The 25,686-nt window shown below is 67.3% G+C and carries 22 protein-coding genes; 7 read left to right on the plus strand and 15 right to left on the minus strand.

Annotated features, from left to right (window positions below; genetic code table 11):
• Nucleotides 1-12: 12 nt before the first annotated feature.
• Entirely contained in the window at nt 13-1,203 is a 1,191-nt protein-coding gene (locus AC5P7I_RS15370; protein WP_014647477.1) for an MFS transporter, read from the minus strand.
• 93 nt (nt 1,204-1,296) lie between these two features.
• On the opposite strand from AC5P7I_RS15370, the gene AC5P7I_RS15375 reads away from it, so the two are divergent.
• Nucleotides 1,297-2,226, plus strand: coding sequence for a LysR family transcriptional regulator (locus AC5P7I_RS15375; protein ID WP_014647478.1), 930 nt, complete (start codon nt 1,297-1,299; stop codon nt 2,224-2,226).
• Between the two features lie 67 nt (nt 2,227-2,293).
• On the opposite strand, the gene AC5P7I_RS15380 is transcribed toward AC5P7I_RS15375, so the two are convergent.
• Complete coding sequence (locus AC5P7I_RS15380; protein ID WP_262088220.1) at nt 2,294-3,751, minus strand: amidohydrolase family protein; 1,458 nt, start codon at nt 3,749-3,751, stop codon at nt 2,294-2,296.
• 51 nt (nt 3,752-3,802) lie between these two features.
• Nucleotides 3,803-4,504 carry an ankyrin repeat domain-containing protein gene (locus tag AC5P7I_RS15385; RefSeq protein ID WP_262088221.1) on the minus strand — a complete coding sequence of 234 codons (702 nt, stop codon included), beginning with the start codon at nt 4,502-4,504 and terminating at the stop codon, nt 3,803-3,805.
• A gap of 122 nt (nt 4,505-4,626) precedes the next feature.
• On the opposite strand from AC5P7I_RS15385, the gene AC5P7I_RS15390 reads away from it, so the two are divergent.
• Together AC5P7I_RS15390 and AC5P7I_RS15395 are read left to right on the plus strand one after the other, a co-directional pair.
• Nucleotides 4,627-5,508 carry a LysR substrate-binding domain-containing protein gene (locus AC5P7I_RS15390; RefSeq protein WP_014647481.1) on the plus strand — a complete coding sequence of 294 codons (882 nt, stop codon included), beginning with the start codon at nt 4,627-4,629 and terminating at the stop codon, nt 5,506-5,508.
• A gap of 193 nt (nt 5,509-5,701) precedes the next feature.
• A complete protein-coding gene (locus tag AC5P7I_RS15395) occupies nt 5,702-6,139 on the plus strand; it encodes a DUF3806 domain-containing protein (RefSeq protein WP_197606803.1) in 438 nt (145 codons plus the stop codon).
• Between the two features lie 77 nt (nt 6,140-6,216).
• Here AC5P7I_RS15395 and AC5P7I_RS15400 read toward each other — a convergent pair whose 3' ends face one another.
• Complete coding sequence (locus AC5P7I_RS15400) at nt 6,217-7,377, minus strand: amidohydrolase family protein (protein ID WP_262088222.1); 1,161 nt, start codon at nt 7,375-7,377, stop codon at nt 6,217-6,219.
• A gap of 184 nt (nt 7,378-7,561) precedes the next feature.
• On the opposite strand from AC5P7I_RS15400, the gene AC5P7I_RS15405 reads away from it, so the two are divergent.
• The gene (locus tag AC5P7I_RS15405; protein ID WP_049440926.1) at nt 7,562-8,203 is read left to right on the plus strand and encodes a hypothetical protein; all 642 of its coding nucleotides are present in this window, start codon (nt 7,562-7,564) and stop codon (nt 8,201-8,203) included.
• A gap of 80 nt (nt 8,204-8,283) precedes the next feature.
• On the opposite strand, the gene AC5P7I_RS15410 is transcribed toward AC5P7I_RS15405, so the two are convergent.
• Nucleotides 8,284-11,010, minus strand: coding sequence for a TonB-dependent receptor plug domain-containing protein (locus AC5P7I_RS15410; RefSeq protein WP_262088223.1), 2,727 nt, complete (start codon nt 11,008-11,010; stop codon nt 8,284-8,286).
• Between the two features lie 179 nt (nt 11,011-11,189).
• Between AC5P7I_RS15410 and AC5P7I_RS15415 the strand changes: the two genes are divergently transcribed.
• Nucleotides 11,190-11,825: a GNAT family N-acetyltransferase gene (locus AC5P7I_RS15415; protein WP_241887003.1), complete on the plus strand. Its 636-nt coding sequence runs from the start codon at nt 11,190-11,192 to the stop codon at nt 11,823-11,825.
• Here the strand turns inward: AC5P7I_RS15415 and AC5P7I_RS15420 are convergent.
• Nucleotides 11,822-12,601 (minus strand): CDP-diacylglycerol diphosphatase, encoded by a 780-nt coding sequence (locus AC5P7I_RS15420; RefSeq protein WP_262088224.1) that lies wholly within the window; start codon nt 12,599-12,601, stop codon nt 11,822-11,824. The two genes, AC5P7I_RS15415 and AC5P7I_RS15420, sit on opposite strands and share 4 nt — an antisense overlap.
• Nucleotides 12,602-12,669: 68 nt before the next feature.
• Nucleotides 12,670-13,329, minus strand: coding sequence for a hypothetical protein (locus AC5P7I_RS15425; RefSeq protein ID WP_032957698.1), 660 nt, complete (start codon nt 13,327-13,329; stop codon nt 12,670-12,672).
• A gap of 169 nt (nt 13,330-13,498) precedes the next feature.
• Here AC5P7I_RS15425 and AC5P7I_RS15430 point away from each other — a divergent pair, with 169 nt between their 5' ends.
• A complete protein-coding gene (locus AC5P7I_RS15430) occupies nt 13,499-13,795 on the plus strand; it encodes a hypothetical protein (protein ID WP_014037553.1) in 297 nt (98 codons plus the stop codon).
• A 69-nt stretch (nt 13,796-13,864) separates the two neighbouring features.
• On the opposite strand, the gene AC5P7I_RS15435 is transcribed toward AC5P7I_RS15430, so the two are convergent.
• The 7 genes from AC5P7I_RS15435 to AC5P7I_RS15465 form a co-directional block, all read right to left on the minus strand.
• Complete coding sequence (locus AC5P7I_RS15435) at nt 13,865-14,749, minus strand: hypothetical protein (protein WP_262088225.1); 885 nt, start codon at nt 14,747-14,749, stop codon at nt 13,865-13,867.
• Nucleotides 14,750-14,860: 111 nt separating this feature from the next.
• Nucleotides 14,861-16,561, minus strand: a complete 1,701-nt coding sequence (gene dld / locus AC5P7I_RS15440; RefSeq protein WP_262088226.1) for a D-lactate dehydrogenase — start codon at nt 16,559-16,561, stop codon at nt 14,861-14,863.
• A complete protein-coding gene (gene lldD, locus AC5P7I_RS15445) occupies nt 16,558-17,697 on the minus strand; it encodes an FMN-dependent L-lactate dehydrogenase LldD (protein ID WP_075076509.1) in 1,140 nt (379 codons plus the stop codon). Before lldD ends, dld begins: the two co-directional genes overlap by 4 nt.
• A gap of 4 nt (nt 17,698-17,701) precedes the next feature.
• Nucleotides 17,702-18,466, minus strand: a complete 765-nt coding sequence (gene lldR / locus AC5P7I_RS15450) for a transcriptional regulator LldR (protein ID WP_053495068.1) — start codon at nt 18,464-18,466, stop codon at nt 17,702-17,704.
• A gap of 53 nt (nt 18,467-18,519) precedes the next feature.
• Nucleotides 18,520-20,178: an L-lactate permease gene (gene lldP / locus AC5P7I_RS15455; RefSeq protein ID WP_197575064.1), complete on the minus strand. Its 1,659-nt coding sequence runs from the start codon at nt 20,176-20,178 to the stop codon at nt 18,520-18,522.
• Nucleotides 20,179-20,400: 222 nt separating this feature from the next.
• Nucleotides 20,401-20,853 carry an MgtC/SapB family protein gene (locus AC5P7I_RS15460; protein WP_005413774.1) on the minus strand — a complete coding sequence of 151 codons (453 nt, stop codon included), beginning with the start codon at nt 20,851-20,853 and terminating at the stop codon, nt 20,401-20,403.
• Between the two features lie 129 nt (nt 20,854-20,982).
• A complete protein-coding gene (locus AC5P7I_RS15465) occupies nt 20,983-21,741 on the minus strand; it encodes an SDR family NAD(P)-dependent oxidoreductase (RefSeq protein WP_014647496.1) in 759 nt (252 codons plus the stop codon).
• 396 nt (nt 21,742-22,137) lie between these two features.
• Here AC5P7I_RS15465 and AC5P7I_RS15470 point away from each other — a divergent pair, with 396 nt between their 5' ends.
• Complete coding sequence (locus AC5P7I_RS15470) at nt 22,138-23,091, plus strand: helix-turn-helix transcriptional regulator (RefSeq protein ID WP_262088227.1); 954 nt, start codon at nt 22,138-22,140, stop codon at nt 23,089-23,091.
• Nucleotides 23,092-23,730: 639 nt separating this feature from the next.
• Here AC5P7I_RS15470 and AC5P7I_RS15475 read toward each other — a convergent pair.
• Nucleotides 23,731-25,641 carry a CocE/NonD family hydrolase gene (locus AC5P7I_RS15475; protein ID WP_262088228.1) on the minus strand — a complete coding sequence of 637 codons (1,911 nt, stop codon included), beginning with the start codon at nt 25,639-25,641 and terminating at the stop codon, nt 23,731-23,733.
• Nucleotides 25,642-25,686 lie beyond the last annotated feature (45 nt).

Below are 25,686 nucleotides of genomic sequence, written 5' to 3' on the forward strand. Positions count from 1 at the left end.
CGAACACCACCCCTACTTCAAACGCAGCAGCAGACTGCCGCCCGCGCACATCACCGCCAGCCAGGCCACGCCGTGCCACCCCCACTGCGCCAGCGCCAGGCTGCCCAGCGCACCGCCAGCGGCCATGCCGATGAACATGCCGGTGAACAGCAGCGCGTTGAGCCGGCTGCGTGCCGGCGGCACCAGGCCATAGACCAGCGTCTGGTGCGCCACCAGCGCCGACTGGAAACCGAAGTCGAACAGCAGCGCACTCACCACCAGCAGCGGCAGCAGCGCGGCGGCCGGCAGCCAGGCTTCGGCCAGCAGCAGGCCGAAGCCCAGCAGCGCCACCGCGATCGCCAACCGCGCCACGGCATGGCAACCCAGGCGATCAGCGAAACGTCCTGCGAACGGTGCGGCCAGCGCACCGGCCGCACCCGCAATACCGAACGCACCCGCCGCCGCACTGCCCAGGCCCAGGCGGGCATGCAGCATCAGCGCCAACGTCGACCAGAATGCGCTGAAGCCGACCGCCAGCAACGACTGGCTCGCCACCGCGCGGCGCAGCTGCGGCTGCTCGCGCCACAACGCCAGCAACGAGCCCAGCAACGCCGGATAGCGCAGCGTGCTGGTCGGTGCGAAACGCGGCAGCGCACGCGCCATCACTGCGCCCATCGCCGCCACCGATACCGCGGCCAGCACGAACTGCGTGCGCCAACCCCATGCCTCGGCCACCACGCCACTGACCACGCGCGACAGCAGGATGCCGAGCAGCAGGCCGGTCATTACCCGGCCGACGATCTGGCCGCGCTGTGCATCCGGCGCCAGGACCGCAGCGGCCGGCACGATGTCCTGCGCCAGCGTGGCCATCAACCCGACCAGCAGGCTGGCCATCAGCAGGCCCGGCAGGTGCCCGGCCATCGCTGCGGCGCCCAGTGCCAACGCCAGCAGCGCGGACTTCAACAGGATCAGGTGGCGGCGGTCGAAGCGGTCGCCCAACGGTGCCAGCAGCAGGATGCCCAGCGCGTAGCCGAGCTGGGTCAGGGTCGGCACCAGCCCGGCGGCGCGCTCACCTGCGCCAAGGTCCTGCGCGATCAGGCCCAGCATCGGCTGGCTGTAGTACAGCGAGGCGACCGAAAAGCCGGCGCCGGCCGCCATCGCCAGCACCAGCGGGGTGGAAGGCGCGTTCGCGGGTGCGACGACGGACAGCGAAGGGGTAGACATGGGGGAGTCCGGTGGAGGAAGTGGGCGTATCCTGCCCGTATTCGCCATGCGTCTGTAGTAGGCTCCTGCACATATACTTCATACGTTACACGCATGAATGACCTCGCCACCGGCGCCGATCGCCTGGATCTGCTGCGCACCTTCCTGCGCATCGTCGATGCCGGCAGCCTGTCTGCCGCCGCCGTGCAGCTGGGCACCACCCAGCCGACGGTCAGCCGGCGCCTTCAGGCACTGGAGCGGCAGCTCGGCCTGCGCCTGCTGCAGCGCTCCACCCATGGCCTGCAGCTGACCGAAGATGGCCTGCGCTGCCAGCGCCATGCGCAACGCGTGGTCGACGAATGGGAGTCGCTGCAGGCCGAACTGCACGGCGAACCGGAAACGCTGCGCGGACGCCTGCGGGTGATGGTGCCGCATGCCTTCGGCCAGGCGCAGCTGCTGCCGACCATGCTCGCGTTCCTCGCCCAGCACCCACAGCTGAGCCTGGAGTGGATCCTGGAAGATCGTCGCCCGGATTTCATCGCCGAAGGCATCGACTGCGCGGTGCGGGTGGGACCGGTCGACGAACCGCGCATGGTCGCACTGCCGCTCGCCGAAGTGCCGCGCATCGTCGTGGCAGCGCCCTCGCTGGTGCAGGCCACCGCGATCAGCACACCAGAACAGGCGCAGGCACTGCCGTGGATTTCACTGGTCACCTACTACCGCGAACGCCTGCTGCTGCATGACGCACAGGGGCGTGCGCATACCCTTTCGATCAGCCCGCGCCTGCTCAGCGACAACCTGTTCGTGGTGCAACAGGCCGCATGTGCTGGGCTGGGTGCAGCGGTGGTCTCGGCCTGGCTGGTGGCCGGAGACCTCGCACAAGGGCGGCTGGTGCAGCTGCTGCCGGACTGGCAGGCGCCGGCGCTGCCGGTACACGTGGTATTTCCCGCCGCGCGCCAGCAGCCGCCACGGCTGCGCGCCTTCATCGATGCGATGAAGGCCGCACTGCCGCAGCTGCACGGAATGCGGCCGGCACCGCGTTAGGTCACCGACCGCATCGAAGCCACAGGGTCGGATCCCTTCCCACGGGGAAGGGCTCTGACCCTGTCGATCACTGCGTCTTCGCCGCCTCGGCATTCCACGCCGCCACCTTGGCCCTGGTATCAGCCAACATCTTGTCCAGCGCGGCGCGGTCATACACGTTGCCACGCAGGATCACGCTGTCGATCTTTTCGGTGGCGGCAATGTCCTGCAGCGGGTTGGCGGTCAGCAGCACCAGATCGGCGGCCTTGCCTTGAGCAACACCCCCGTAACGATTCATCTGGCCGAACCAGGCCGGGCCGGAACGGGTCGCCGCCGACAGCGCCTGCGGCGCGCTCAGGCCTTCCTTCACGAACAGCTGCAGCTCCTGGTGCAGGGCGATGCCCGGGAAGTTGAACGAGTTGAGGAAGCCCGCATCGGTGCCGGCGATGATCGTCACGCCGGCTTCCTGCAGCATCGGCAGCACGGCGGCCACCTGGTGGTACTGCGCATGGCGCGCTTCGATCTGCGCTGGCGTTGCCTTGGCGGCACGTTCAACGCGCCACTGGTAGGTCGCGCGCAGGCCCGGGCCGATGTAAGCCAGGTACGGATCGTTCGCGTGGTCATCCTGGTCAAGGAAATCGAGGATGCGGCCACCGTTGAGGGTCGGGGTCACGAACACGCCGCGCCTGGCGAAATCGCGGTAGGCATGCATCGCCGTATCGCGGTCGAAGCTGGCGTCGAGGCGGCGGTTGGCTTCGGCGCGGTCGATGCGGCCGGCACCGAAGTCGCCGGCAATCTGCGCCTCGTCCTTGCTCCCGGCCTTGAATGCGTAGTCCAGATGCTCGATCGAGGCCAGCCCGGCATCGATTGCCTGCTCCACGGTCAGCGCCATCGGGATGTGCCCCGACGCCTTGAATCCGGCATTGCGCGCGGCACTGGCCGAGTACAGGAACAGTTCCGGCTTCAGCGTGCTGTCGGTGATCTTCACGAAATCGACCTTGTCGTGCTGCAGGCGGGTGATCGCCTTGTCGACGTCGGCCTTGCTGCCCACTTCGATCGTGCCCTTCCAGACCGGCTTGAGGCCTTCGATCTTCGCGCCCGAGCTGAGCAGCCGCGGACCGAACAGCGTGCCCTTGGCAATTTCCCCGCGCCACTGCAGCACCTGCTCGGGCAGGTCGCCGGAACAGTCACGCACCGTGGTGATGCCGTGCGCGATGTACAGCGGCAGCAGTGCCTTGTTCTCTTCGACCAGCGCCGGGCCACCACCAAAGTGCACATGCATGTCCCACAGGCCCGGGATCAGGTACTTGCCCTTGGCATCGATCTGGCGGGCCGCGCTCCACTGGCTGCGCAGCTGCGCATCCGGACCGACCGCGACGATGTCCTCGCCACGGATCACCACGCTCTGCCCGGTCAGCGTGCTGGCGTGCTCGACATCGACCACGGTGGCATTGCGGATCAGCAGGTCGGCGCGCTCGGCGGCAGACGCCGACAGCGGTGCCACCGCAAGGAGGATGGCAAGGGACAACGGACGGGAACGGAACATGGACAGCATCCTGATGGGCACGCCCAGCGTGCGGGTGGAAGGGGTTTGCATTCAGCGCACCGCGCCGTGCTGGCGCAGCAGGGTCTCAATTCCGGTATAGCCGCGCTGGCGCGCATGCGCCAGCGGCGTCACGCCGTCGCCGTCGGCCAGCTCCGGGTCGGCGCCGGACTCCAGCAGCAACTGCACGATCTGCAGGTGGCGCGCACCGCCATCGCCGAGCAGGATTGCTTCCAGCAGCGCGGTCCAGTGCAGGCGGTTGACATGATCGACCGCCACACCGGCACGCAGCAGCGTGCGCACGGTGGCGACATGGCCGCGCTCGGCGGCCGGAATCAGTGCGGTGCCGCCGTAGCGATTGGTACTGCGCAGATCGGCGCCATGCGCCAGCGTCATCGCCAGGATCTCATCCAGGCCGCGCGCGCCGGCATACAGGTAGGCGCTGTCCTGCAACACATCCTTGGCATTGACGTCGGCACCGGCTTCGATCAGCTCGCGCGCGGCATCCACGTTGTTGCCCTGCGTGGCCAGCAGCAACGCCGTGCGACCCTGGCCATCGCGCGCCTCCAGCGTGGCGCCATCCTCTATCGCCTGCCGCACCGCATCGGCGTCGCCGCGGCTGGCAGCATCCCGCAGGCGCGCGTCTGCGTCGGCCCGGGACGTGGCGGTGCAGGCGGGGGTGACCATGGCCAGCAGGCACAACAGCAGCACGCGCGTGAACGGCGCAGGCCAGCCAGCGGAATGATGGACGCGCATGACGGTGTCTCCTCATGTCCGTCGCCACGGAACGCCGTGCGACGGTAGCAACAGCCGGGCATTGCCGGCCCCTGCCCTGCATGGTAGAAGTCGGTCTGGGTATCCAGAAGTGAAATGTTCAAATGCAAGACAGTGCCAAATCGAATAGAACCCTGTTCGAACTGGACCTGCTGCGGGCGCTGGTGATGGTGGCCGACTGCGGCAGCTTCACCACGGCCGCCACCCGCCTGCATTCGACCCAGTCCACGGTCAGCCAGAAGGTGCGCCGCCTGGAAGAGCTGGCGGGGCATCGCCTGCTCGAGCGCGGCCACCGCGACGTGCACCCCACCGACGCCGGCCACACCCTGCTCGGCTATGCGCGGCGCATGCTCGACCTGAACGAGGAAATGGCGCAGGCGCTGGCCGGCGCCACCGTGGAAACCGCGGTGCGCATCGGTGTCCCCGAGGACTTCGTCAACGCGCAGACCACACGCATGCTGGCCGCCTTCAGCCGCCGTCACCCACAGGTGAAACTGGAAATCAGCAGCGGCCTCAGCCGCGACCTGGCGCACGGCTTCGACCACGGTGAACTGGATCTTGTGCTGGTCAAGCAGCGGCGCAACAGCCGCCAGGCGGTGCACTGCCGCCGCGAGCCGATGCACTGGATCGACAGCCTGCGCAGCAGCTGCCTGCAGCAGGACCCGCTGCCGCTGGTCACCTTCCCGCCGCGCGGGCTGTACCGCGACGAGATGATTCACGCCGTGGAAGCGCTGGGCCTGCGCTGGCGCATCGCTTTCACCAGCTCATCGCTCAATGGCATCCAGGGCGCTGTCGCCGACGGCATCGGCATCAGCCTGCTGCCGCGCCGCGCGGTGAGCCGCGATCATCGCATCATCGATGGTGAGCGCGACCTGCCGGTGATCGACAACTACGAAATCGGCCTGCTGCATCGTGCGGACGCCGACGATGCGGTGCGTGCGCTGGCCAGCGAGCTGTGGCGGCAGGTGCAACGCGAACCGGATTGACCGCGTGGGCCGCTGGCCGGCAGCCGCGACGGCAACATCGTCCCGCGTGGGGTCAGATCCGTTTTCCGAAACGGATCTGACCCCGAAGCGAAATCCGCGCATTGACCATCGAAAGCTGATCACGCTTGTCGCGCGGAAGTCACGGCTCTGCCGCTAGAGTGCCTCCTGTTTCCGTGCTCCACGGCATCGTGTCATGTCCGACGAAATCCCCACCCGCTTCGATCCGCTGCCTGCGGCGCTGCAGACGCACCTGCAGCACCAGCGCTCGCTGATCGCCGCGCGCGTCGCCGCCGGCTTCCCGACGCTGCCGGTGCAATGGCCGCTGGCGGCCAGCACGCTGCAGCGCGTGATCGATGCCGAGCTGATCGAGCCTGACGACTGCGATGGCTGGGAAGCGCTGGGCGTGGCGTTCGGCGATACCCTGGCCCAACGCGTGCCGGGGCTGGCCTGGATGCAGGTCACCGACGCCTGGGGCATCGATGCAGTGCTGCGCTATGCCGACAGCAGCCTGCAGATCGGCGCCAGCACACTGCTGCTCAAGCGCGTCGAACAGGGCGAAGTCATCGACATCGCCCACCTGCTTGCGTGGCTGGAAGCGTTCGTCGCTACCCGCGCCGACGATTACGCCTGACGACACATCGAGGTGGATCCATGCCATGCGTGGATGAATGAGACCACGCGATGGCTCCCTCCACGCACGGCGTGGATCTACAACCAGCGGCCGTCAACCACCACCCGGCGCTCCACCGGCACCCCGGCCACGGCCGCCGGGCCATGGTCCGCACGCACGGCCACGAACGTCGCCGGCCGGCCTTCGGCGATGCCGTGCTGCGGCAGCCCGATCACCTGCGCGGCATGGGTGGTGACCATGTCCAGCGCCAGCATCAGGTCGCCATCGGTGTAGAAGCCCGAGCGGTAGCCCAGCAGCATCGCGCGCTGCAGCAGGTCCCCATTGCCATACGGCCACCAGCAGTCGCGGATGTTGTCATTGCCGGCGAACATGCGCACGCCGGCGTCGTGCAATGCACGCAGCGGCGGGAACGGATGGTCGCCCGGCGTGTTGCTCATGATCGCAACGCCCGCCGTGGCCAGTGTTTCACCCACCTGCAGCGCGCGCGCCAGCGGCACGTCGCCCAGCGAGTAGGCATGGCTGACCGCCACCCGCCCCTGCAGGCCAGCGGCACGGGTGCGCGCGGCAATGCGCAGCAACTGGGCCAGTCCGGTTTCGCCGGGCTCGTGCAGGTGGATGTCCAGCTGCACGCCATAGCGTTCGGCCAGGCCGAACAGCAGGGCCAGCTGGCCTTCGGCATCGCCGTCGAGCGTGGTCGGATCTATGCCGCCCAGCACCTCCACCCCTGCGGCAAGGGCCTGCTCCAGTACGGCGGCGGTGCCGGGACAGGACATCACCCCGGCCTGCGGGAACGCCACTAGCTGGATCCGCATGATGTCGGCGCAGCGCAGCGCGGCCTCGCGCACTGCTTCGAGATGACGCAGGCCGGTGCTGCCGTCGACATCGACGTGACAGCGCATCGCCACCGTGCCGAAGCGGCTGCACTGGCGGATCAAGGCCTCGGCACGGTCCACCATTGGCGCCGCGCCCGCCACCGCGGCCTTCTCCACCGCCAGCCGCTCTCGCAGGCTGTTCACCGGCTGATGCGGGTGCCAGCGGTCGCCGACGAAGCTCTTGTCCAGATGAATATGGCCGTCGACCAGGCCCGGCAGGACGGCACAGCCCTGCAAGTCGACGGGTTCCGCACCCTCGCGCGGCGCAGCATCACCGTTGAGACCACTGATACGACCGTTGTGGATGTGGAAATGCAGCGGCGCGCCCTCGCGATCAACCGCGCCATGGACGAACTGAAGCGTCATCGGAAACTCCCGGAAAGCCAAGTCATGGCGCCATCCTGCGCGCTGGCACTGCCATCGGCCAACGAAATATCTGGATGCCACACATTCATCAGAACGATGAATGCCGCCGCGACGGCGGCTCGCAGCCACGCCGTGCACACGCCTGAACGGGTACCATAGGCACCTGTTTCCGCTGTGATGCCGCATGGGCCCGTCCGACCGCCACGATCGTCTCCGCCGCTGGCAGGCCGCGTCCCTGCTGGCTGCTGCCCCGATGGCCAGCCTGTCCGCCACTGATGCGGCCGCCACCGCGCCGCTGCAGGCGCCGCCTGGCCAACAGCGCATCGCCCCGGCGGCGCTGGTCGAGCGGCTGCACCAGCGTGTGCTTTCCGGGCAGAGCGCCACCGCCACCCTGGAACACTGGTGCGCCGAACACGGCCTGGCCGAACAGGCGCGGGTGCGCGCGGTGCGTGTACACGGCCAGGACAAGACAGCACCGGCCGACGTGCTGCAGGCACTGGGTGCGAAACCCGGCACCGCCCTTCGCTACCGCCGTGTGCAGCTGGTCTGTGGCAGCCGCGTACTCTCCGAGGCCGACAACTGGTACCTGCCGGACCACCTCAGTCCCGCCATGAACCAGGTGCTGGACAGCACCGACGAACCCTTTGGCCGCGTGGTTGGCCCGCTCGGCTTCCAGCGCCAGACACTGGCTGACCAGACCTTCTGGCCACCGCGTGGCGAAGGCGACCGCAGCGTGATCCTGGAAGTGCGCGCCCTGCTGCGCGATCGCCAGCAGCAGCCCTTCAGCTACGTCATCGAGTCGTACCTGCAGCAGGCACTGCCCTAGGCCACCGGCGCCCGCCATCACAGCGGACATCGACACAGCAGAAGGCCCGGCATTGCCGGGCCTTCTGTTTGCCAGCCGGATCAGCGGAACCGGTAGTCCAGCTGCAGCCAGTACTGGCGGCCATACGGGTCGTAGTTGCCAACCGGATAGAACGGCCAGCCGCCACCGTTCCTGTCCGCCGGCGGGCGGCTGTCACGCAGGTTGTTGACGATCACGCCCACCGACAGGTTCTCGCCGAACTGGCGGAACACGCTGGCGTTGTAGGTCATGTACGGCGCGATGCGGCCACTGCCATCGGTCTTCGGCAGTGAACCGAAACGGTTGCCGTACAGCGTGGTGGTCCAGTCACCCTGGTTCCAGGTGATGCTGCCATTGGCCTTGCTGCGCCACTGGTAGTCATCCAGCGAATTGCGGATGTCACGCTCCGGATCATCGGAGAACTGCCGGTACGTGTGCTCCAGCACCACGGTATAGGCCAGGCGCGTAGTGAAGCGGCCATAGCGGCCGGCATCGAAACGCCAGTTACCCTTCAGGTCCAGGCCACGCACCGATTCGGAGGCCGCGTTGATCGGATTGATCAGCACGCGGGTCACCTGGTCCGGCTGCACGGTTGCAGTGGACGGGTTGCGGATCACCCGCGACAGCGCGTCCTGGCACAGCGGTGAACCGATATCGCGCGCTTCGCCACCCAGCGTGCGGCCCAGGCGGCAATCGGCTTCGTCGCGCAGGATGCGGCTGGTATCGAGGCTGGTGACCTCGTTGTCGATGCGGATGTCGTAGTAGTCGGCACTGAAATCCAGGCCGGACAGCGGCGACCAGACCACGCCGAAACCATAGGATTTAGCGGTTTCCGGCTGCAGCTGCGCGTTGGCGCGGTTGCTGTAGTCGATCGACAGGCCGTCGTAGTCGCAGTTGTCGTACGACTGGCCTGCGGTGCGGCAGCGCCAGTAGTCGGTCATGCCCGGGTTGTAGCCGCGGGTCTCGGTCGCGAACACGTAGTTCATGTCCGGCGCACGGAAGCTGGTCGCAGCAGAGCCGCGGATCAACAGGCTCTCGATCGGGCGGAACTCGACGCCGAAGCTCCAGGTCGCCTTGCCGATGTGCTCGCCACCGGCGCGATACTGGTCATAGCGACCGGCCAGCGTCGTGGTCAGCGATTTCAGCAACGGCAACTGCAGCTCCACGCCGGCCGCATAGCGGTCACGATCACCGCCGGCACCGATACCGGCGCTGGTGTTCCAGAACTCGCCCGTGCCCAGTCGCGGGTCCGGCCGGTTGCGGTAGCCCTGGCTGCCGGCCTCGACCACCGCCGCCAATGCAGCGTCGCCACCGGGCAGCGCGAACAAACGGCCGTTGACGCTGGCGCTGAAGGTCTGCAGCCACGCCGCATTGCGGCTTTCCTGGTAGCCGGACAGGCCCTCGTATTCGTTCGGGGTCAATGGTTTGAACAGGCGTGCCGGGTCGGGCGCATAGACCTCAACGCCATTGCGTACGCCCAGCTTCGGACCGAGCAGGTATTCGTTGATGCCGGCCAGCAGCACCGGTCGGCGGGTACGGTTCTCGTAACGCGAGCGGCTGTAGACCGCTTCGTAATCCCAACCGCTGTCGCCGATCTGGCCACGTGCGCCGACATTGAACGACCACGAGTTTTCCAGGAAGCGGTTGGCATTGCGCGGCAGGCCGCCGATTTCCTCCGGCGCGAAGCGGCGGTACCAGCTTTCCAGGTTGCCGGTGGTCTGGTTGTAGAAGTAGTTGCGGGCCGAGGTCCAGGTCGGTGCACGCGTGTTGTTGTAGATCCGCGCGCTGCCCACGGCGACATCGGCAAACAGGTCGGTGGTCTCGTTGACGTGGAAGGTCAGCAGACCGTAGCCGTTGAGATTGCGCTTCTGGGTCTGCACGGTCCAGTAGCTGGCGGCGGCCTCGTTGCTGCCGCAGTACCAGCCCTGGCGCGGGTTGTTGGCACGGAACACGCTGCCGCCATAGACGTCCGACGCGGCGTCGCAGCCGTTGACGCCCGGATCGATGTTGCGGCCGGTGGCAGCATTGCGCCGATAGGCGATCGCGGTCGCCTGCGGCGCCTTGCCGGCCGGGTCATCGTCCAGCGAATCCATGAAGTCGCGCTGGCGCGCGTGGATCGCCTTGCGCACGTCGAACTCGAAACCGAACAGGCCGTCCCAGCGCTCGCCGGAACTGCCGCCCACCACCTGCACGCGCTGGTTGTCACCGCCGCCCTGCTGGGTGCCGCCGGCGCGCACGTTCACGTCCACGCCTTCAAAGCGGTCCTTGAGGATGATGTTGACCACACCGGCAATGGCGTCGGATCCGTACACCGCCGACGCACCGGCAGCCAGCACTTCGATGCGTTCGATCAGGGCGCTGGGAATGTTGGCCAGGTTGACAACGTTCACCGAGCCTTCGTAGGCCAGCGGGTAGTCGGCCTGGCGACGGCCGTTGACCAGCACCAGCGTGCGGTTCGGACCCAGCCCGCGCAGATTGATGGTGTTGGCGGCCGGCGTGAACGTATTGCCGAAATCCTCGCCCTGCACGTTGCCGGTGTTCTCGGTCAGCGCGCTGAGGGCGTCGAAGGCATTGCGGTAGCCCTGTGCGTCGATCTGCTCGCGGCTGATCACCGTCACCGGCGAGGGTCCCTCGACACTGGCACGTGGAATGCGCGAGCCGGTGACCTTCACTTCCTGCAATGTGGTGGGCGCGCTTTCCTGCGCGAAGGCCGGCAGCGAGGCCAGCATCAGGGACGACAGCGCGAGCACCGGCGGACGCGGGCGCATCGCCTTGTGGGAGGCGGACATGGGCTTCCTGGGGGAGTGGGCGGGTGGTACGGGAGCCGCAGCCGGTACGACACATAACGATCCCGTAACGAAAGTGTCCTGAATGGGTGGTTTCAACGGAAATGACCAGCCCTGATGGGCTTATGCCTGAACCGAATCAGACGCGTTTACGGCACCACCCCACTTTTGCAATGAATTGCATGGCCTGGCGCGTCAGTGATGCGCATCGTGCCGGGATGACCAACAGCGCCCCTTCCACCCACTTCGCCCCACTACGACCCGTCCTGCGCCGCCACTTGCTCCACCTCCAGGCCACGCCCATCACCCTGCGTTCGTTCCAGCGCACCGACCTGCCACGCTGGCGTGCCTTCGACGACCGTCGCCAGCGCGGCCAACGGCCGTCCTACGGCATTGATGAAGAGGCGCGGTTCCTCGCCAGCGTCTATCGTTCACGCCTGCAGGAAGACAACGACCTGCTGGTGCTGGGTGTGTTCGACGACGTGCAGGGCGTACTGCACGACCAGCTGCATATCCGCCTGCAGTCGCTGCACTCGCGCTGCGCCGAGCTGCAATCGCTGCAGCACCGGCACCCCCATCCGCAGGCGGCACTGCGGGCACTGTGCCCGTTCCTGTTCGACGATGTCGGCCTGCACCGCCTCTTCGTGCTGCTGCCGCCAGGCTGCACCAGCCCGTTTGCCCAGGCGCTGCAGGCCCATGGGTTCGTCCGCGAAGGGATCCTGCGCGACTACCATCTGGACGCGCAGGGATGGCATGACCGTCAGCTGCTGGCGCTGACCGCGTCGGCCTGGCGCAGCTGCCAGCAGCCGATCGGCTAGCGCACCCGCTCCAGTGCCGCACCGGCACCGGTCAAGACCGTGCAGGCATGGTCCTGTAGTTCCTCGCCGCTGGCATCGTTGCCGCTGGCGGCATCCACGCGGGTAGCCAGCAGGATGAAGCCGGGGCCGCCCTGCACCTCGCCGCGCCCGGCCACCACCAGGCTCCACTGGCCCACATCGCCCACGCCGCTCAGGCCATAGGCCAGCAGATTGAGCGGATTGGCGGTCAGTTCTGCACCGGGCAGCAGATAGGCCTGGTACTGATGCCCGCGCAGCGGCACCGCAAACGGTGACCAGCGCGGACCCAGCGCACCGGCATGTGCATCCAGTGCCTGCAGCACATCCGCGCGCAGGCAGTCGACATGGATATGCAGCTGGTGCTGCGAGCGACCGTGCGGCGAATTCAGTGCCAGGCTGGCCACGCTGCGCGGCAGCGGCCGGCCCAGGGCCTGTTCGGTATGCCCGCGCGCCTGCCAGGCGGCCGCAAAATAGTTGGGCACCCCACGCTGGTACAGGCCGTGGCTCTCGATGCCACTGACCTTGTCCAGCGGCATCAGCAGGAACTGGTAGTCACCGTGCGCATCCTTGACCAGCACGTCGCGGCGGCCTGCCGCCGTCTCCACCCGCAGGCAACTGCCACGCGGTCCTTCCACCGCCTTGCAGTCACGCTCGATCAAGCGCCACAGCGCATCGGAATGGGCCGGCGGTGGAGGTGGCGCGCTGGCGCAGGCGGACAACAGCAGCAGGGACGACAGCAGCAAAGGGCGCAGGGACACGGCAGCAACTCACGGAACAGGCACGGCAGACGGCGCCGCGCTGCATTCTAGCCAGTGCAGTGCTGCAGTCAGTAGGTGCCGAACGGCACTTCAACCACGAACGGGGCCTCGCCGTCGCCGCCCTGCAGGGTGTAGCGGTCCAGCGCGCCATCATCATCGGCGTGCGGCTGGCGCTGGAAATGCAGGGAATAACGGTTGTCGCCCAGCAGGACGGCACTGCCATCGTCCTCCAGGGCGGCGCCCTCGGGGATCAGCAGCCCACCCAGGTCGCTGTAGGCCCCGGGCACATCGGCGAAGCCGTAGTCTGCCAGTTCGTCCACACGCTGCATCGCATAGACATGCGGCAGATAAGGACGCGCCGGGCTGCGGCCATTGCTCAGGTCGGTCACCCAGGCCTGCGGCAGGTGGTACTGCTCGCGCAGCGCGGCCACGCCCAGCGACGGGCTGGCCACCTGCAGACAACACACCGCCCGCTTGCCTTCACGGTCGAGGATGGCGAAACGGTCGCCGCGGGTCGCCGCCTGCGGCAGCATGGCGAAGGCCAGATTGCGCTGGGCCGGCGCGTAGCCGGCCTCGGTCTGAAGGTTGCGCCACGCGCCGAACACCGGCGTTTCCGCGGCTGCGGCCGGCACTGGCTCGGCGGCAGTGGCGGCACACGCCACGGCCAGCACCGATACTGCAAGTACCGTCATCGCCCTGCGCTTGTCGCGGAAACTGTCTGCCGTCATACCGTATCCAGCACCTGCACCGGAATGGCCCGGCCTGCCCGCTGGCGCGATGCCAGTCATCCCTCCCACTATGCAGTGGCTACGCCGTGCCGGCAATGACCGGGGCGCTGACGCCTTTCGCGCGCCGGGTGCTATCGTTCCGCCCATCTTCCCTGCGCAGGAGCGCTGCATGTCCGCCTTCCGTCTGTCCCTGTTGCTACCCGCGTCGGCCCTGCTGCTGTCGGCCTGCGTCAGCACCCCCGGTCCGCAGGTCAAGGGTACCGGCCACTGCGACGCCAGCCAGCTGGGCTGGGCAATCGGCCAGCCTGCCAATGAGCCCAACATCCGCCGCCTGTCCAGCGAAAGCGGTGCCGGCCTGGTCAACCCGATCGGCCCCAACACCATCACCACCAAGGACATCCGCCACGACCGCCTGCGTGTGTACGTGGACAAGGACAACATCATCACCGCCACCCGCTGCGAGTAGGCGCTGTAGAGCCGAGCCCATGCCCGGCTGCGCTTCCGTGACAGCCGAGCGCAGGCTCGGCTCTACAGCTCAGGGCTCGGTATACCCCGCGCAGTCCGGCAGCGCCTGGTCGGGGTGGAACACCCCATCACTGAAGCGGAACAACCGCGTGTAGCTGCACGCCGGGTCCTGCTCGGTGCGCAGGTCCTTCTTCTTCAACGGCCCCTTGGCCAGCGAATCCTCGAAGCGTGAGACACCGGCCGGGAACCGCGTCGCCACCGTCTGGTAGCGCAGCACCGGCATGCCCCCGGCGGCGGTATCCAGCGCCAGCCTTGCCGAGAACCCGTACTCGTCGTGGCAGGCACCGGCGCGCTGCTTCATGTCCTGCTCGCTGAAACAGGCGCGGATCATCGCGTTGCCCAGCCATGGCAGGGTCAGCACGTCGTCGTCCACCTGGATGTCATCCTGCAGGTGACGCACGCGCGCCAGCTGCAGCGTGGACGCGTCGGCACCACCGCCTGAGTACATCGTGCTGAATTTGACGATACCGCCCACCAGCACGTTCTGGCGGGCGCGCTGCCGCGGGTCGCTCACTGCCTCATCGCTGCCAACGCCAGGCGCAAGCCGCACGATCCACGGCCACAGCGAAAGCTCGCTTTCCTGCGGCACGTCGATGCTGACGTGGTGGACGTGCGGCTCACTTTCGCCGGCCTCCCGTTCAGAGACTTCCAGCGTCGTCGGCCGATCGCCGTCCTCGGCCACCGGCTGCACACGCACGCACCAGGCACGATCGAGGGTGCAGTACTGCATGCGTGCTTCGCCCTGCCCTCCCTGTTCCAGCACCTGCCCCAGCGGCTCCATCACGTTGCCGGCGGCGTCGCGCTGCTGCGGCAGGATCGCGGACTGCGCCAGCACCAGCAGCGGTGTTGCCAGCAATGCAGCGCACAGGGTCGCGCGGGCAACGATGGTGGGCATGGGCGGCTCCTGCGTACGGGATTCCGATGGTAACCGCTGTCCGGGTGGGGCTGAGCCATGCTCGACGGCTGTCTGTCGGAAAGAGCAGCCGAGCATGGGCTCGGCTCTACATCATCCGCAGTCGCAGCCACCCCACCCTTTTTCCTTCGAGGTCTGGCCGATGCCCGGATTGAACGTATTGCTCGGGTCCAGCTGCCGATAGAACCCGGCCAGGGCCGGCTTGGCCGGGTACAGGTGGCCGACATTGTGCTCGGCCGGATACTCGGCGCCGCGCTGGTCCAGCAGCGCCCACATCGCGTGCTCGATCGCCATCGGGTCTTCGCCCTTGCGTGCGATGTAGTCCTGGTGGAACACATGGCACAGGAAGTGCCCATAATACAGCTTGTGCAGCAGGCGGCCATCGATATCGGCCGGCAACTGCTCGAACCAGTCGGCATCATCGCGGCGCAGGGCGATGTCCAGCGCCACGATATCCTGCACCTGGTCCCGATGCACTTCGCGGTAGCGCACCGCCGCGCCGGCCACCGCGAAGCGATGCAGGAACGCCTTGCGCCCCTCATCGGCCGTGCAGTGGAAGTAACCACCCTCATGATCGGCGAAGAAGCCGCGCAGCCAGGCCTCGGTTGCCGCCGCGTCCTGTGCGGAGACCTTCAGCAACAGGTGATGCTCGTAGCGCTGGCGGAATTCACCCATGCGCCTGGGCAGGTGCGAGGGCAGCAGGCCGGTCAGCACCTGCATCACCCGGTCGGTCACCCCGCGCAGGCCCAGCCGCTCGAACCATCCATCGACCCGGCTCTTCAATGCGAACGCGGCGGGCACACGGGAAGTGCCGAGGCGGTCGATCAACAGGAAGCTGTCCTTGCCGTAGCGCTCGCCGATGTCATAGGCATCGCGGTGGATGTACTCGCCGGCAATCGGCAGGCGCTCGAAGCCGGTCAGCAGCTGGCGCCGGATCGTAGTGAGGCTGTCGGTGCGGTTGCTGCCGATGTAGAAGACCTCAGCGGGCTCCTTTTCGAAGGTATCCAGGCGCACCGCGAACACCGCCAGCTTGCCGGCCGAACCGGCCGCTTCGAAGTGGCGGCTGGGGTCGGCGTTGAAGCGTGCCGGCGTATCGGCATCGACCCGGCGCACTTCCTCGGCGTAGCGTGGATCAGACGCGGCGCGGCCATCGCCGTCACCCACGTCCTCAGCGGCATAGTCACCGGCCTGCAGGCGCTGCAGGATCTGCTCGGGCGTATCACCCAGCGCGATGCCGAGGTGGTTGACCAGCTGCAACTGGCCCTGCGCATCGACCTGCGCATACAGCGCCAGCTCGGTATAGGCCGGGCCACGGCGCACCAGCGCGCCGCCGGAGTTGTTGCAGATGCCGCCCAACACCGAGGCGCCGATGCAGGAGGAGCCGATCACCGAATGCGGTTCGCGGCCCAGCGGTGCCAGGGTCTGCTCCAGGCGGTCGAGCGTGGCGCCGGGCAGGCACAGCACCTGGCGGCCCTCGTTCAACAGCTGGATGCCGGTCAGGCGCAGCGTGCTGACCAGCACGATCGGGCGCCCATAGTCGTCCCCATCCGGGGTCGAGCCACCGGTCAGGCCGGTATTGGCCGCCTGCAGGATGATCGCCGCTCCGCCCTGCACCGCTGCCTGCAGCACATACCACAGTTCCAGCAAGGTACCTGGGCGCACCACCGCCAGCACCGGGCCATCGCCGAAGCGGTAGCCACGACGGAAGCGGCGCGTGGCCTTGTCGCCGGTCAACACATGGCGGCTGCCGACCGCGTCGCGCAACTGCGCCAGCACGGCGTCATGGCCACTCATGGCAGGTTGACCAGCGAATCGCGCCCGATGTCGGCGATGCGGCGCGCGCCGGTCAGTGTCATCGCCACGCGCATCTCCTTGGCGATCAGGTCCAGCAGGTTGGCCACGCCGGCCTCGCCCTGCGCGGCCAGCGCATAGACGAAGGCGCGCCCCAGCAGCACGGTATCGGCCCCCAGCGCCAGCATGCGCACCACGTCCAGGCCGGTACGGATGCCCGAATCGGCGAGGATCTTCAGGTCGCCCTGCACCGCATCGGCGATGGCCGGCAATGCACGTGCGGTAGACAGCACGCCATCCAGCTGGCGACCACCGTGGTTGGAAACCACGATGCCATCGGCACCGAACCTGACCGCATCGCGCGCATCATCCGGGTCGAGGATGCCCTTGATCACCATCGGGCCCTTCCAGAACTCGCGGATCCACTCCAGGTCCTTCCACGAAATGGACGGATCGAAGTTGCTGCCCAGCCAGCCGATGTAATCCTCCAGCCCGGTCGGGTTGCCGCGGTAGGTGGAGATGTTGCCCAGGTCATGCGGACGGCCGAACAGGCCGACGTCCCACGCCCAGTGCGGATGGGTGACGGCCTGGCCGATGCGGCGCAGCGAGGCATTCGGGCCGCTCATGCCGGAGTGTGCATCACGGTAGCGCGCGCCCGGCACCGGCATGTCCACGGTGAACACCAGCGTGGTCACGCCGGCGGCCTGTGCCCGCTCCAGCGCATTGCGCATGAAGCCACGGTCGCGCAGCACGTACAGCTGGAACCACATCGGCCGCTGGATGGCCGGTGCCACTTCCTCGATCGGGCACACCGATACGGTGGACAGGGTGAACGGGATGCCCCGGCTGTCGGCCGCGCGCGCCGCCTGCACTTCACCGCGGCGGGCATACATGCCGGTCAGGCCGACCGGCGCCAGCGCCACCGGCATTGCCAGCGTTTCGCCGAACAGCTCGGTTTCCAGGCTCAGGTCGGACATGTTGCGCAGGATGCGCTGGCGCAGCGCGATGTCGGACAGGTCGGAAACGTTGCGCTTCAGCGTGTGCTCGGCATACGCGCCGCCATCGATGTAGTGGAACAGGAACGGCGGCAGCCGGCGTTGCGCTGCGGCACGGTAATCGGTGGAGGCGGAGATGATCATGGGGTCAACCGTGTGGGGAAGGCAGGCGCGAGGCCCGCGCACGCCGGGCTTCGTTGTCATCGAGCGTGCGCAGCGTGGTGTGCACGAACTCGAGGTGGGCATGCGCGGCGGCGCGCGCGCGTTCGGGGTCGCCGGCCAGCACCGCATCCATCATTTCGCGGTGCTGGTCGGACAGGGGCGAGAAGGTCCTCGCCGAGGTGTAGAGCTTCTCGCGGCTCTGCGAGATGTTGGTCTGCAGCAGTTCGAACAGGCCGCGCATCACCTGCAGCAGCACCAGGTTGTGGGAGGCCTCGGCGATGGACAGGTGGAAGGCCGCGTCAGCCTCTGCTTCACCGGTGGGGTCGTCCTTGCCGTGCGCGTCCATCATGGTCTGGAAGGCCTGCGCGATGCGCATACGGTCCTCATCGGTGGCTCGCAGCGCCGCATGCCAGGCAGTGGCACCTTCCAGCGCGTGGCGGATCTCCAGCACGTCAAAACGGTATTCCGGGTCGCCCTGGAACAGCGGCAGGTACGGCGCCAGCGGTTCATCCAGCGCCTGCCGCGCGCGCGCCGCCGGTTCGGCCACGTAAGTGCCGCCACCGATGCGTGCGGTCAGCAGGCCCTGGCTGGCCAGCTGCGCGATCGCCTCGCGCAGCGCGGTGCGCGAGACCCCCAGCTGCACCGCCAGGGTGCGCTCGGCGGGCAACCGGTCGCCCGGCCGCAGCCGCTGTTCCTGCACCAGGCCGCGCAGCTGCGCGGCCACCCTGTCCGAAATACGTTGCGTGCTCATGGCGCCATTGTGGCCCGAAGCGCACAGCGGGTGGTCGGCCAGCCATGCATGGCTCAGGGAATCATCCAGGTCAGCCAGTAGGCCTGGGCCAGGGTGATCAGGCCGACCATCGTGGTGAAAATCAGGCTGTGCTTGACGGTAAAGCGGAACAGGTCCGACTCCTTGCCGGCCAGGCCGACCGCCGCGCAGGCAATGGCGATCGACTGCGGCGAGATCATCTTGCCGGTAACGCCGCCGGTGGTGTTGGCCGCCACCAGCAGCACGTCGGATACGCCGATCTGCTGCGCGGTGGTGGCCTGCAGCGCCGAGAACAGCGCATTGGACGAGGTATCCGAACCGGTCAGGAACACGCCCAGCCAGCCCAGGAACGGCGAGAAGAACGGGAACGCATCGCCAGTGTGTGCCAGTGCCAGCGCCAGTGTTGCCGACAGGCCCGAGTAGTTGGCGATGAAGGCGAAGGCGAGCACCATGCCGATCGAGTAGATCGGCATGCGCAGCTCACGCACGGTTTCGCCGAAGGTCTGCAGCGCCGAGCGGGCCGGCATGCGCAGTGCGATGATCGCGATCACCGCCGCAAGGAAGATCGCGGTGCCGGTGGCCGAGAACCAGTCGAATTTGTAGATCGCCTCATAGCTGAGCGGCGCGTCGACGATCGGCGGCATCTTCTGCACCCTCTGGTCCAGGCCCGGCACCGGGAGCTTGAGCACCCAGCCTTCCAACGGGCCGCCTGCCGCGAACAGCGACTTGAACGGCTTGATGCTCCACAGCGTGACCATCGCGGTGAGGATCAGGAACGGCGACCACGCCTTGGCGATCTGGCCGACGCTGTAGCGTGGTGCCTCCAGTGCCTGCGCGGCCGCCTCGGCGCTGGTTTCGGTATCGAAGCGGAAGATCCGTGCCGGCTTCCAGCGGCGCAGGAACAGGGTCAGGCACACCAGCGACGCCAGCGAGGCGGTGATGTCCGGCAGCTCCGGGCCGATGAAGTTCGAGGTGAGGTACTGCGCGATGGCGAACGAGCCACCGGCCACCAGCACCGCCGGCCAGGTTTCCCTGATGCCACGCCAGCCATCCATGATGGCCATGATCCAGAACAGCACGATCACAGTCAGGAACGGCAGCTGGCGGCCGGCCATCTGGCCGATCTCGAATGCATCCAGGCCGGTGACCTGCCCGGCCACGATGATCGGAATGCCCATCGCACCGAACGCCACCGGCGCAGTGTTGACGATCAGGCACAGGCCGGCGGCATACAGCGGCTTGAAGCCCAGCCCGACCAGCAGCGCCGCCGTGATCGCCACCGGCGCACCGAAGCCGGCCGCGCCTTCCAGGAAGGCACCAAACGCGAAACCGACCATCAGCATCTGCAGGCGCTGGTCTTCGGTCACCGACAGGATTGAAGCGCGGATGATGTCGAACTGACCGGTCTTGACCGAGACCTTGTAGAGGAACACCGCGCCGATGATGATCCAGGCGATCGGCCACAGGCCGTAGACGAAGCCGAAACCGGCCGCGCCCAGCGCCTGGCTCAACGGCATGCGGTAGAACAACAGGGCCACGCCAAGCGCGATGGCCACGGTGATGGTGCCGGCCAGCCAGCCCTTCATGCGCAGCACCGCAAGGGCAACGAAGAAGAACGCGATCGGCAGCAGCGCGATCAGGCTGGACAACCACAGGTTGCCGGCGGGGTCGTACAGGTGTTGCCAGGGCTGCATGAAGGCTCTCGACTGGGGCGGGATGTGCTCCACCGCAGGCGGTGGGTCGCCATGGCTGTCGATTATTGGTCGTACCAATAATGATTTCGATCAGACCACTTGCAGCGGATTTAACCGCCACTCCGGCGAGGAACCTATTAGACCATAGGGCTATATGCCATATTGGTCCGACCATTCAGTCCGCATGGTAGTGCCGGCCGCTGGCCGGCAATTCGAGATTCCCTACGAGATCCGTTTCTCCAGCCGCCGCATCACCGCCAGCACCAGCACGCAGAGCACGCTCACCCCGATGGCGATCACGTACTTGCTGATCCCCACCGCAATCCCGATGGCCGCTGCCATGATCAGCGAGCTGGCCGTGGTCAGGCCGCTGACTTGGTCCTCGCGTGACCCACGCAGGATGGTGCCAGCGGCAACGAAGCCGACACAGGCCACCACCGCTTCGATCAGGCGCACCGGATCGACCTGCAGCAGGTCGCGGTAGCGCTCCTGCTGGAAATGCTCGGCCACCGAGTCGCCGAGGCCGACGATCAGCGCAGCGGCCCCCGCGATCAGCATGTGCGTACGCAGGCCAGCGGCGTGCTTGCCCATCTCGCGCTCGACGCCCAGCACGCCGCCGAACAGCATCGCTGCAGCTACGCGCAGCAGGATCGAGACATCCTGGGTGAGTTCCATGGTCAAGCTCCGGGGTTTTCCCGGAGCGTCGCGTGGCCCCCGTGGCACAGAGGTGAAGGCCACGCCACAGTCCGTTCACCCGGTAGCGCCGGGCGACACCCGGCGGCACCGCACCCTGCGTTCAACGCATCACTGCGCCAGGTAGCCACCATCGATGGCATAGTACGCGCCGGTCGCAAACGAGGCGTCGTCGCTGGCCAACCAGGCCACCAATGCCGCCACTTCCTCGGCCGTGCCCAGCCGCTTCAGCGCGTGCCGTCCTTCCAGCGTGGCGCGCACCTTCGGGTCCATCTTCTCCAGCAGCGGCGTGCTGATGAAACCCGGACCCACCGCGTTGACACGGATGCCGTCGGCCGCATGTTCCCACGCGGCGGTCTGGGTCAGCCCGACCACGCCGTGCTTGGCCGCCGCATAAGCGGTGGAACCGGCATAGCCCACCTGGCCCAGGATCGAGGCCATGTTGATGATGCTGCCGCCGGTTCCAGCGGCCCGCATTGCCTGGATCTGCGCACGCTGGCACAGGAACACACTGGTGAGGTTGACGTCGATGACCCGCTGCCAGCCCTCGATCGGATAGTCGCCGCTGCTGGCCGCCGGCCCGCCGATACCGGCGTTGTTGACCGCCACATGCAGGCCGTCAAGTTCCTTGACCGTGCGCTGCACCGCCGCCTCCACCGCTGCATCGTCGGTGACGTCCAGCGCGATGCCGATGGCCTGTGCGCCGGTGCTGCGCAACTGCGCCACGGTGGCATCCACCGCATCCTGCTTGAGGTCCCAGACCGAAATACGGGCACCGGATGCGGCCAGCGTCTGTGCCACGGCCAGGCCGATGCCCGACACGCCGCCGGTCACGATCGCGGTCTTGCCGGTCAGCTGGTAATCAATCATCTGCATTCTCCATCGGTGGGGGTAGCGATGCGGCGCGCGGCCGCCAATCCATCACCTTACGCCGGCCGCTGTGACGAGCAGACCAACAGCCTGTCCGCGGATGATCGTTCCAGCAATGAAACCTCAACCGAAGTTCATGTAGGGAATCAAGTACGGATATAGCGGCAAAACGCTGGCGTATGTCCGGCACTCCGTTCAACTTGGCCGTAATGACCAATCGGTTTGACCGTATTCAAATCCCCTGCGAATGATTCGCAGCGACAATGGGAAACGTTTCCAGTTTCTTCGACACATTCCTTCCAACCTGGCGTTTTCCGGCCTTCCAGGCTGCCCGCTACGCGGGGCAGCACATGGGCTCATGGCGCCAGCGCCTCCCCCTCCTGTACGTGCCGAGCGATGTCCCGATACTTCACCTTTGCCGATTACCGCCGCTTCGGCCAACGCCACGGCTTCGATTACCGCGCTGATCCGGAACACCTGCGTGACGACCAGTGGGCCGGCCGCGGCGAAGTCAACGAACAGTTCATGCGCGGTGGCATGAGCCTGATCGCCTCCGACGTGCATAACCGGTTCCCCTATGTGGCGACCACGCAACAGCGGCCCGGGCTCGCCATCCGCGTGATGCTGCAGGGTCAGGTCGACGTGCGTATCCCGCGACGCGGAAGTTTCACCCTGCGTGCCGGCACCGCGATGACCGCCCACCATCGCGACCAGATCGAGATGACCGGCGCGCACCCCGGCGAAACGCGCCTGCGCGGGGTCAGCGTGATCGTGCCGGGTGGCATCGACGCGGATGTTTTCCAGATGCCACAGTTGGAAAAAGCGCTTGGCACGCACCTGGAATGCCGCCACTGGGCCATTCCCCACGCCATGCTGCCGGTGCTGGGCCAGTTGTTCGACAGCCCGTGGCAGGACGGCATCGACGCGCTGTGGCGCGAAGGCGTGGCATTGCAGCTGCTGGCCCTCGGCCTGCAGGCCGAGGATCTGCAGACCGACCCGGTGCGCACGCTGCGTGCCGGCCAGCGCGAGCGCCTGGAACGGGTACGCAGTTACCTGCATGACGACCCCAGCCATGCACACAGCCTGGTCGAGCTGGCCCGGCTGGCCTGCATGAGCCCCAGCTCATTGCGCCGCCATTTTGCCCAGCAGTATGGAAGTTCGGTGTTCGACTACCTGCATGAACAGCGCATGCGCCATGCCGAACAGGGCCTGCGCGAAAACGGATGGACGGTTGAGCAGGCCGCCGCCGCCAGCGGCTACCGCCACCCCAGCAACTTCGCCGCCGCGTTCCGCAAGCGCTTCGGCCTGGTCCCCAGCCGCTGGCGTACGGGCCCCTCGAAGGTGGGGTGAGGATCCCCGCTCCGGTAGGTGTCGACCTTGGTCGACATGCTCCTGCACCGTCGCGGATACCGGCCAGCGGCCGGCACTACCAAAGCCGCCTGATTCGACATGCCATGGCTCAGCCCTGGCAGGTGTCGACCTTGGTCCACACGCTCCTGCATCGTCGCGGTAGCCGGCCAGCGGCCGGCACTACCAAAGCCGCCTGATTCGACATGCCATGGCTCAGCCCCGGTAGGTGTCGACCTTGGTCGACATGCTCTCGCGCCGTCGTGGATGCCGGCCAGCGGCCGGCACTACCAAAGCCGCCTGATTCGACATGCCATGGCTCAGCCCTGGCAGGTGTCGACCTTGGTCGACACGCTCCTGCATCGTCGCGGTAGCCGGTCAGCGGCCGGCACTACCAAAGCCGCCTGATTCGACATGCCATGACTCAGCCCCGGTAGGTGTCGACCTTGGTCGACATGCTCTCGCGCCGTCGCGGATGCCGGCCTGCGGCCGGCACTACCAAAGCCGCCTGATTCGACATGCCATGGTTCAGCCCTGGCAGGTGTCGACCTGGGTCGACACGGTCCTGCACCGTCGCCGATGCCGGCCAGCGGCCGGCACTACCGCCGCCGGGCATCGCGCACCCGGCGTACCTCATCAACCTCAATACACCGGCAGATCGATGTAACTGGCCTGCGCTGCGCTGTGCCAGACCCGCTGCGTGGCCTTCTGGTAATCGCCCGGCTTGGCCAGGTAGATGTTCGGCACGTAGGTCTGCGGATTGCGGTCATACAGGGGGAACAGGCTGGACTGCACCTGCACCATCACCCGATGGCCCTTCTGGAAGGTGTGGTTGGCGTTGGGCAGGTCGAAGCGGTACGGCAGCACCTGGTTGGCGGCCAGCGGCTTCGGATCGCTGAAGCTTTCGCGGTAACGGCCACGGAAGATCGCCAGCGACACCGGCAGCTCGTAGCCACCCATCTCCGGCGTCGACGCTTCCTGGTCCGGATACACGTCGATCAGCTTCACCACCCAGTCGCTGTCGGTGCCACTGGTCGAAGCCTGCAGGTGCACCACCGGCGCGCCGCCAATGCGCAGCGGCGCGGTCAGCGGTTCGGTGATGAAGGTCAGCACGTCCGGGCGGCCATCAACGAATCGCTGGTCCTTGACCAGCCAGGTGGTCCACATGTCGCGGTCGCCGAAGCGGACCGGGCGCGGCACGAACGGTACCGGCTTGGCCGGGTCGGACACGTATTCCTCGAAGTCCCCCTCGCCCGCCGCCGGTGCCTGGAACGCCAGCTTGCCGCCGGCGCGCAGGTACAGCGGCTTGCTGCTGGCGGCACAGCCCTTGTCGCAGCTGCGCGGCCAACCCTTCAGGCGGTCCCAGTGGTTTTCGCCGGTGTTGTAGATCAGCACCGGCGGCGTATCGGCCTTCGGCGCGCCATCCACCAGGTACTGGTCGAAGAACGGCTTGAGCACATCGCGACGGAACTGTAGCGCGGTATCGCCATCGAACTTCAGCGCACCCAGCTCGCTGCCGCCGTAGTTCACCTGGCTGTGCCGCCACGGGCCCATCACCAGATAGTTGCGGTTGTTGCCGCTGTCGCGCCCTTCCATCGCCTGGTAGGCGTGGTTGGCACCCCACATGTCTTCCTGGTCCCACAGGCCCTGCAGCCACATGGTCGGCACCTTCAACGGTGTCTTGGCCATCACCGCGTCCAGCGCCTGGCCCTGCCAGAAGCCATCATAGGCCGGGTGCTCGACCAGCTTCTTCCACCAGGTCAGCTGGTCCACGCCGGTGAAACGCGCGTAGTCACCGGCCGAACCGAGGCGCAGGAAGGTGCTGTAGTCGTCATAGCCGAGGCTGGGCAGCGGCGTGCCCTTGCCGCGCTTCTCGGTCTGCATTGCGAAATAGTTGAAGTTGACCTGGCGGAACGCACCGTAGTTGAGCCAGTCGTCACCCATCCAGCCATCGACCATCGGGCTCTGCGGCGCGGCCACCTTCAGTGCCGGGTGCGGGTCGGTCAGCGCCATCACCACGGTGAAACCCTCGTACGACGAGCCGAGCATGCCGACCTTGCCGTTACTCTCCGGCACGTTCTTCACCAGCCAGTCGATGGTGTCCCAGGCGTCGGTTGAGTGATCCACCTTGGTGTTGTTCAACGGCCCGCGCAGCGGCCGGGTCATCACGTAATCGCCTTCGGAGCCGTACTTGCCACGGATGTCCTGGAACACGCGGATGTAGCCGCCGTCGACGAACACCTCGTCGCCCTGTGGCAGCAGGTCGCGCATGCGCGGCGAGTCACTGCGGTTGGCACGGCCAGCAGCGTCGTAGGGGGTGCGGGTCAGCAGGATCGGGGCATTGCGGGCACCCTTGGGCACCACGATCACCGTATACAGCTTGGTGCCATCACGCATCGGCACCATCACCACGCGCTTGTCGTAGTCACGACCGACATCGGGGGCAACGAAGGGCTTGCCGCTGATGTCCGGGGTCATCGGCGGGGTATCGGCGGCCAGCACGGCGCTGGACAGGCAAAGGGCAATGGCTACAGCGACGGCACGCACACGCATGGACAACCCCTCCCGGCAGGAAAGCTCCAAGCCTACTCCTGCCCC

The sequence above is a fragment of the Stenotrophomonas sp. YJH_SMC_138 genome, assembly GCF_059369855.1.

Coding starts and splice junctions, on each gene's coding strand:
- AC5P7I_RS15475 (WP_262088228.1), bottom strand. CDS start 25,641: ATGCGTGTGCGTGCCGTCGCTGTAGCCATTGCCCTTTGCCTGTCCAGC.
- AC5P7I_RS15415 (WP_241887003.1), top strand. CDS start 11,190: ATGGCCTGGCGCGTCAGTGATGCGCATCGTGCCGGGATGACCAACAGC.
- lldD (WP_075076509.1), bottom strand. CDS start 17,697: ATGATCATCTCCGCCTCCACCGATTACCGTGCCGCAGCGCAACGCCGG.
- AC5P7I_RS15470 (WP_262088227.1), top strand. CDS start 22,138: ATGTCCCGATACTTCACCTTTGCCGATTACCGCCGCTTCGGCCAACGC.
- AC5P7I_RS15390 (WP_014647481.1), top strand. CDS start 4,627: ATGCAAGACAGTGCCAAATCGAATAGAACCCTGTTCGAACTGGACCTG.
- dld (WP_262088226.1), bottom strand. CDS start 16,561: ATGAGTGGCCATGACGCCGTGCTGGCGCAGTTGCGCGACGCGGTCGGC.
- AC5P7I_RS15395 (WP_197606803.1), top strand. CDS start 5,702: ATGTCCGACGAAATCCCCACCCGCTTCGATCCGCTGCCTGCGGCGCTG.
- AC5P7I_RS15460 (WP_005413774.1), bottom strand. CDS start 20,853: ATGGAACTCACCCAGGATGTCTCGATCCTGCTGCGCGTAGCTGCAGCG.
- AC5P7I_RS15405 (WP_049440926.1), top strand. CDS start 7,562: ATGGGCCCGTCCGACCGCCACGATCGTCTCCGCCGCTGGCAGGCCGCG.
- AC5P7I_RS15410 (WP_262088223.1), bottom strand. CDS start 11,010: ATGTCCGCCTCCCACAAGGCGATGCGCCCGCGTCCGCCGGTGCTCGCG.
- AC5P7I_RS15385 (WP_262088221.1), bottom strand. CDS start 4,504: ATGCGCGTCCATCATTCCGCTGGCTGGCCTGCGCCGTTCACGCGCGTG.
- lldP (WP_197575064.1), bottom strand. CDS start 20,178: ATGCAGCCCTGGCAACACCTGTACGACCCCGCCGGCAACCTGTGGTTG.
- AC5P7I_RS15425 (WP_032957698.1), bottom strand. CDS start 13,329: ATGACGGCAGACAGTTTCCGCGACAAGCGCAGGGCGATGACGGTACTT.
- AC5P7I_RS15465 (WP_014647496.1), bottom strand. CDS start 21,741: ATGATTGATTACCAGCTGACCGGCAAGACCGCGATCGTGACCGGCGGC.
- lldR (WP_053495068.1), bottom strand. CDS start 18,466: ATGAGCACGCAACGTATTTCGGACAGGGTGGCCGCGCAGCTGCGCGGC.
- AC5P7I_RS15375 (WP_014647478.1), top strand. CDS start 1,297: ATGAATGACCTCGCCACCGGCGCCGATCGCCTGGATCTGCTGCGCACC.
- AC5P7I_RS15435 (WP_262088225.1), bottom strand. CDS start 14,749: ATGCCCACCATCGTTGCCCGCGCGACCCTGTGCGCTGCATTGCTGGCA.
- AC5P7I_RS15370 (WP_014647477.1), bottom strand. CDS start 1,203: ATGTCTACCCCTTCGCTGTCCGTCGTCGCACCCGCGAACGCGCCTTCC.
- AC5P7I_RS15380 (WP_262088220.1), bottom strand. CDS start 3,751: ATGTTCCGTTCCCGTCCGTTGTCCCTTGCCATCCTCCTTGCGGTGGCA.
- AC5P7I_RS15430 (WP_014037553.1), top strand. CDS start 13,499: ATGTCCGCCTTCCGTCTGTCCCTGTTGCTACCCGCGTCGGCCCTGCTG.
- AC5P7I_RS15400 (WP_262088222.1), bottom strand. CDS start 7,377: ATGACGCTTCAGTTCGTCCATGGCGCGGTTGATCGCGAGGGCGCGCCG.